Origin of the sequence: Brevundimonas sp. UBA5713, from assembly GCF_002419815.1 — a bacterium.
Classification (GTDB): Bacteria; Pseudomonadota; Alphaproteobacteria; order Caulobacterales; family Caulobacteraceae; genus Brevundimonas.
Map to the genome: position 1 here is coordinate 1 of NZ_DIGV01000015.1, position 4,973 is coordinate 4,973.

At 62.8% G+C, this 4,973-nt stretch carries 5 protein-coding genes and 1 pseudogene; 4 read left to right on the forward strand and 2 right to left on the reverse strand.

Going from position 1 to position 4,973, the window contains the following annotated elements:
- Positions 1-209: 209 nt before the first annotated feature.
- Positions 210-908, forward strand: coding sequence for a DOPA 4,5-dioxygenase family protein (locus B3B04_RS02295; protein ID WP_292039455.1), 699 nt, complete (start codon positions 210-212; stop codon positions 906-908).
- Between the two features lie 35 nt (positions 909-943).
- Here B3B04_RS02295 and B3B04_RS02300 read toward each other — a convergent pair whose 3' ends face one another.
- Positions 944-1,432, reverse strand: coding sequence for a winged helix-turn-helix transcriptional regulator (locus B3B04_RS02300; protein ID WP_292039457.1), 489 nt, complete (start codon positions 1,430-1,432; stop codon positions 944-946).
- A 107-nt stretch (positions 1,433-1,539) separates the two neighbouring features.
- Here B3B04_RS02300 and B3B04_RS02305 point away from each other — a divergent pair, with 107 nt between their 5' ends.
- From B3B04_RS02305 to eco, 3 genes are all read left to right on the forward strand, one after another.
- Positions 1,540-2,397 (forward strand): acyl-CoA thioesterase, encoded by an 858-nt coding sequence (locus B3B04_RS02305; protein ID WP_292039460.1) that lies wholly within the window; start codon positions 1,540-1,542, stop codon positions 2,395-2,397.
- 99 nt (positions 2,398-2,496) lie between these two features.
- Positions 2,497-3,684 carry an acetyl-CoA C-acyltransferase gene (locus B3B04_RS02310; protein ID WP_292039463.1) on the forward strand — a complete coding sequence of 396 codons (1,188 nt, stop codon included), beginning with the start codon at positions 2,497-2,499 and terminating at the stop codon, positions 3,682-3,684.
- A 48-nt stretch (positions 3,685-3,732) separates the two neighbouring features.
- Positions 3,733-4,221: a serine protease inhibitor ecotin gene (gene eco, locus B3B04_RS02315; protein WP_292039467.1), complete on the forward strand. Its 489-nt coding sequence runs from the start codon at positions 3,733-3,735 to the stop codon at positions 4,219-4,221.
- Between the two features lie 212 nt (positions 4,222-4,433).
- On the opposite strand, the pseudogene B3B04_RS02320 reads toward eco, so the two are convergent.
- A pseudogene (locus tag B3B04_RS02320) lies at positions 4,434-4,973 on the reverse strand (hypothetical protein); the annotation flags it as partial.

Consider the following 4,973-nt stretch of genomic DNA (forward strand, 5'->3'; position numbering starts at 1 on the left):
GGTGGCGGCGGCGGTGGTGGCGGCGGCGGCGGCATGGGTATGGGCATGGGGGCCGGTATGGGGGCGGGCGTCGCCATCGGTGCGCCCCTGGATGACGACAAGCGCTAGGGCCCTCGCTTTAGCGGGGCTGATATCGGCTTCAGAAAAACTGCGGTCTGCGGGCGCGTTGGCCCTGCTACTTGCGAGAGCAGTATTTCGAGGGGAAACCGATGAGCCGCCACCAAACCCACAGCGAACGAAACGACGCCGACTGGGCCGAGCTGGTCTCGCCTGACCGTCGCCATCTTCTGCTGGGCGTAGGTGCCACCACGGCAGCTATCGCAGCCACGACTGCCAAGCCTGCTGAGGCAGGCGTCAAACAGCTGGCCCCGGCCGGTGCCTATGATCCGCACGTGCCGCCGCCCGCGACCGGCACCTCGCCGTGGGGCGACACGATCAATGAGGCCACGCCTGCGCCGAAATCTCTGCGCCCCGGCGAAGAGGAGCTGCCGTCCAAACCCCAGCCCTTCACGCGCATCAGCAGCTATCACGCCCACATCTATTTCGATGAGGACAACCACTATAAGGCCGCCCTGCTGCGCCAATGGGTGATGGAACGTTTCCACGTCGAACTGGGCAACTGGAACCTGGAGCCGCGCGGCCCGCACGTGACGCCGTCATTCTATTTCGGCTTCACCAACGATCTGCTGCCGGTACTTATTCCGTGGCTTCAACTGAACAGCCTGGGCCTGACCATCCTGCTGCACCCAAACACTGACGATCCGCGTGCCGATCATCTGGACTATGCCCTGTGGATCAACCGCACCCAGCCGGTGAACGCCTATCGCATGGCCAGCCATGTCGAACCGCACGAGGTCGAAAAGATCCTGCCCAACACCCAGCCCACCATCGTGCCCGAACGGGCCTGAGACAGACCCACATCGGACAAAAAAAGAGGTGGCGCTTAAGCCACCTCATCCTTGGGGATCATGTCGCCGACCGTGGGGCGGTTGTCGGCAAAGGTGACTTCAACTTCGCGCGGGCGCACGATCTCGTTGCAGCAGTTGCAGGCAATACGCGGTTCGAGCTTGTGGTCGCCCTTGTGCCGCAACACCACGCCCGAGGGTTGATCGTGATAGACGTGCTTTTCGCCCCATGCGTGCAAGGTGATCAGCACCCCGTACAGGTCCTTGCCCTTGGGGGTTAGGACATATTCGTTGCGGGACGGGCGCTCCGAATACAGACGCGGCTCCAGCACCCCGTGGTGCACCAGCGATTTCAGCCGCGCGGCCAGCACATTGCGCGCGACGCCCAGACGCTCCTGCCATTGCTCGAAGCGTGTGATGCCGTTGAAGGCATCACGAATGACCAGCATGGTCCACGGGTCCCCGATGATCTCGAGTGCGCCCGCGACCGAGCAGCTTTGTCTGGAATAGTCTGCTGTGCGTCCCATGACTGTTAAAGTGACCCCACGTCAGGGTTTTGACAAGGGTTGCCTTTCCGCACGGACTCCGTAGGTTTCCAAATGAAACTGACATATGATCTCGGACTGTCCTCCTTATGGCCGACACCACACACGCTGAGCCTGCCCGCATACTGAACAAGGCCTTTTCGCTGACGTCCTCGGACGGACGCCTGACGACCACTGTGGACCCCGATTTTTCCAATGCTCCCGAGAGCCTACCGCCGGAAAAAGGCTTTCCATACGGCGGCTTGCTGGCGGCACTTTGCGTACAGGCCATGCGACAGGGCCTCGGTATTACGGCTCCGCTCCAGACCCTTACTGTCCAGTATCTCGCCGCCGCCCGCTATGGCGAGGAGCTCGAGTTTCGACCGCGCATGCTGCGAGATGGTCGCCAGGTCACCTTCGCCACCCTTGAGGCTGGACAGGGTGATCGCCTGACCCACCATGCCAGCGGCACCTTCGGGATCAATATAGAGAACACGCCAGCCCTCTATGATCGCCGCCAAACTCCACCCGCTCTCGACGGGCAGTCGGAAGGCTACGGCATGCCCGGTAATATGGCCCCGCGTTTTGCCTCGCAGGTCGAATATTGCTTTGTCGACGGTCCCAACATCATGGGCGGAAATGCGGATCGCACCCGCGTGGAGCACTGCTGGATGCGGATGCGCGACGGGCAGGCCCTAGACGAACTGGGCCTGTGCTATCTGCTGGATGCGCTATATCCGCCGTCGTGGACAGGCTTCCATCGCCCGCCGATGATGACGTCTATCGATCTGCGCTACGACTTTCTGACGCCACCGACACCACAGAACGCTCCCGAGGGGTGGGCCTTTTTCGAATTCAGTCTGATCCAGCACGAAGGCAGCTGGGCGCTGGATGATGCCTTGGCATGGGGTGCAGACGGCACGGTACTGGCTGCCGCGCGACAACACCGCAAGGTGATCGGAAGCTGAGCCTGCGACGGCACTCGTATACCCGTTTGCTCTTGCGCAACGCACAGCCAAACCCCTAATCATCCGCATCTTTGCGATTTCGTTTCCAAGGTTTACGCCATGACCACCGCAGCCGATCCCGTCGTCATCTGCTCCTATGCCCGCACGCCGATGGGTGGCTTCCAAGGGGCCCTGTCGAGCGTCAAGTCGACGGCTCTGGGCAGTACCGCCGTCAAGGCCGCTGTCGAACGCGCCGGCGTCGCGCCGGAAAAGATCGAGCAGATCTTCATGGGTTGCGTGCTTCCAGCTGGTCTGGGTCAGGCCCCGGCCCGTCAGGCGGCGCTGGGCGCTGGCCTGCCGCTGGGCGTTGAAGCCACCACGCTGAACAAGATGTGCGGCTCGGGCCTGCAGGCCGCCGTCATGGCGCATGACGCGCTTCTGGCTGGCACTGCAAACGTCATCGTGGCGGGCGGTATGGAGTCGATGACCCAAGCCCCCTACCTGATGAGCAAGCACCGTGGCGGTGCCCGCATCGGCCACGACACCATCATCGACTCCATGATGATGGATGGTCTGGAAGATGCCTATGAAGGCAAGGCCATGGGCGTGTTCGCCGAGGCGGCTGCCGAGAAATACGGCTTCACCCGCGAGGACATGGACGCCTATGCGATTGAAAGCCTGAACCGTGCCAAGGAAGCCATCGCCTCGGGGGCCTTCCAGAAGGAAATCGTTCCGGTCGAAGTGGCTGGCCGCAAGGGCACCGTGACCGTCGCCGAGGACGAACAGCCGGGCAAGGCTGATCCGGCCAAGATTCCGACCCTGCGTCCGGCCTTCATCAAGGATGGCCGCATCACCGCCGCCAACGCCTCGTCGATCTCGGACGGTGCTGCCGCACTGGTCATGGCGCGCGAAAGCACCGCCAAGGCGCTGGGCCTGAACATCGTCGCGCGCGTGGTTTCGCATTCGGCCCACGCCCACGAGCCGGGCCTGTTCACCACCGCGCCGGTTCCGGCCATGCAGAAGACCTTGGCCAAGGCTGGCTGGTCCGTCGATGACGTGGACCTGTGGGAAGTGAACGAGGCCTTCGCCGTGGTCGCCATGATCGCGCAAAAGGAACTGGGCATCGACCGCGCCAAGCTGAACGTCAATGGCGGCGCAACCGCTCTGGGCCATCCGATCGGTGCCTCGGGTGCCCGTATCATGGCCACCCTGCTGGGCGCTCTGGAAGCGCGCGGCCTTAAGCGTGGGGTCGCGTCCCTGTGCATCGGTGGCGGCGAAGCCGTCTCGATGGCCGTGGAACTGGTCTAACCTGATCGGCGTTTATAGAGGCAAGACCTTGCAACATTCGAGCTCACAATGAGAAACTTTGCCCTTGCCTCTCTCGCTGCCCTCGCCGTCACGGCCTGTGCAACGCCGTCAGTGGTGGCCCAGTCGGGTGACCGCACCGTGGCCGACGAACTGAAGGCCTTCCCCGCCGCAACCGCCGGTCAAAAGCGCCACGTTCTGACGGTCCCTGCTATCGAGAACGAGGATGACTTCAAGGTCCAGCTGTTGATCGGCCAGACCCAGACCGTGGACTGCAACATCCGCACACTGGGCGGCACTCTTGAAACGCGCACTGCCGAAGGCTGGGGCTATGACTATTATGTCGTTCCCCAGATTGGTCCGGGTATCTCGACCCTGATGGGCTGCACGCCCAATACCGAGCGTCAGGACTTTGTGACGCTCAGTGACCGCCCGCTGGTCCGCTACAATTCGCGTCTGCCGATCGTGGTGTACACGCCGGAAAACGTCGAAGTCCGTTACCGTATCTGGCGCGCTGGCGAGGTTCGCGGGCTGGACTGAGAGTCAGTGCCTTCGATCACCCGAAGGTAAGGTCGCTCCAATGGGCGCAGGGGTTCATCCTCTGCGCCCTTTTTCATCAGACGTGTCAGCTGCGAAAGACCCACTCCGAGAACAATCATCGCGACCTCCTATCTTGCGAATGATTTGCAAGATCAAATTGAGATAGCGATTCGTGAAGCCTCTAAGTGGTCGATCGCGCAAAAAGTGATCGGTCAGCGCGGGTCGATGGTCTGGCCGATTTGTTCGGCCAAGGCAGCCCCCTCGCCCTCGGTTGCCAGTAGCCAGACGTGGATGTCGGCAGGCACCTTACCCTCGCGTCGGAACAGATGTTCGGCAGCGATCCGGCGATTATCCTGAGCCAGTACGATAGTCACGCGATCGCCCACCACGGCCTGCTCGCCGTAGAAGATCGGAAACTCCGACTGCGGGCCTGCGTAGATCATCAACAGCGGCGTATCGCGCTGACGCACCGTATAGATGGTGGCATCCGGCCCTGCCTGACGGGCGATAATCTGGGTGCCACGCAGATCGATACGGAACGGCAGTTGCGATATGGCAGCGGGCGACATTGGCAGCGCAGGTGCCGGCTGACGCTCTGTTCTGGCAGGCGGCGTTTCCGGGGGTGCCTCGACCACCGGCGCAGCAGGCTCTATCGCAGGGCGCGTCTGTGCGGGCGGTGCGGCTCGCGGCACGGGCCTCGGGGCCGGTGGGGGGGGTGCAGCAGGGGATGCAGGGGTCTGGGTCACAGGAGC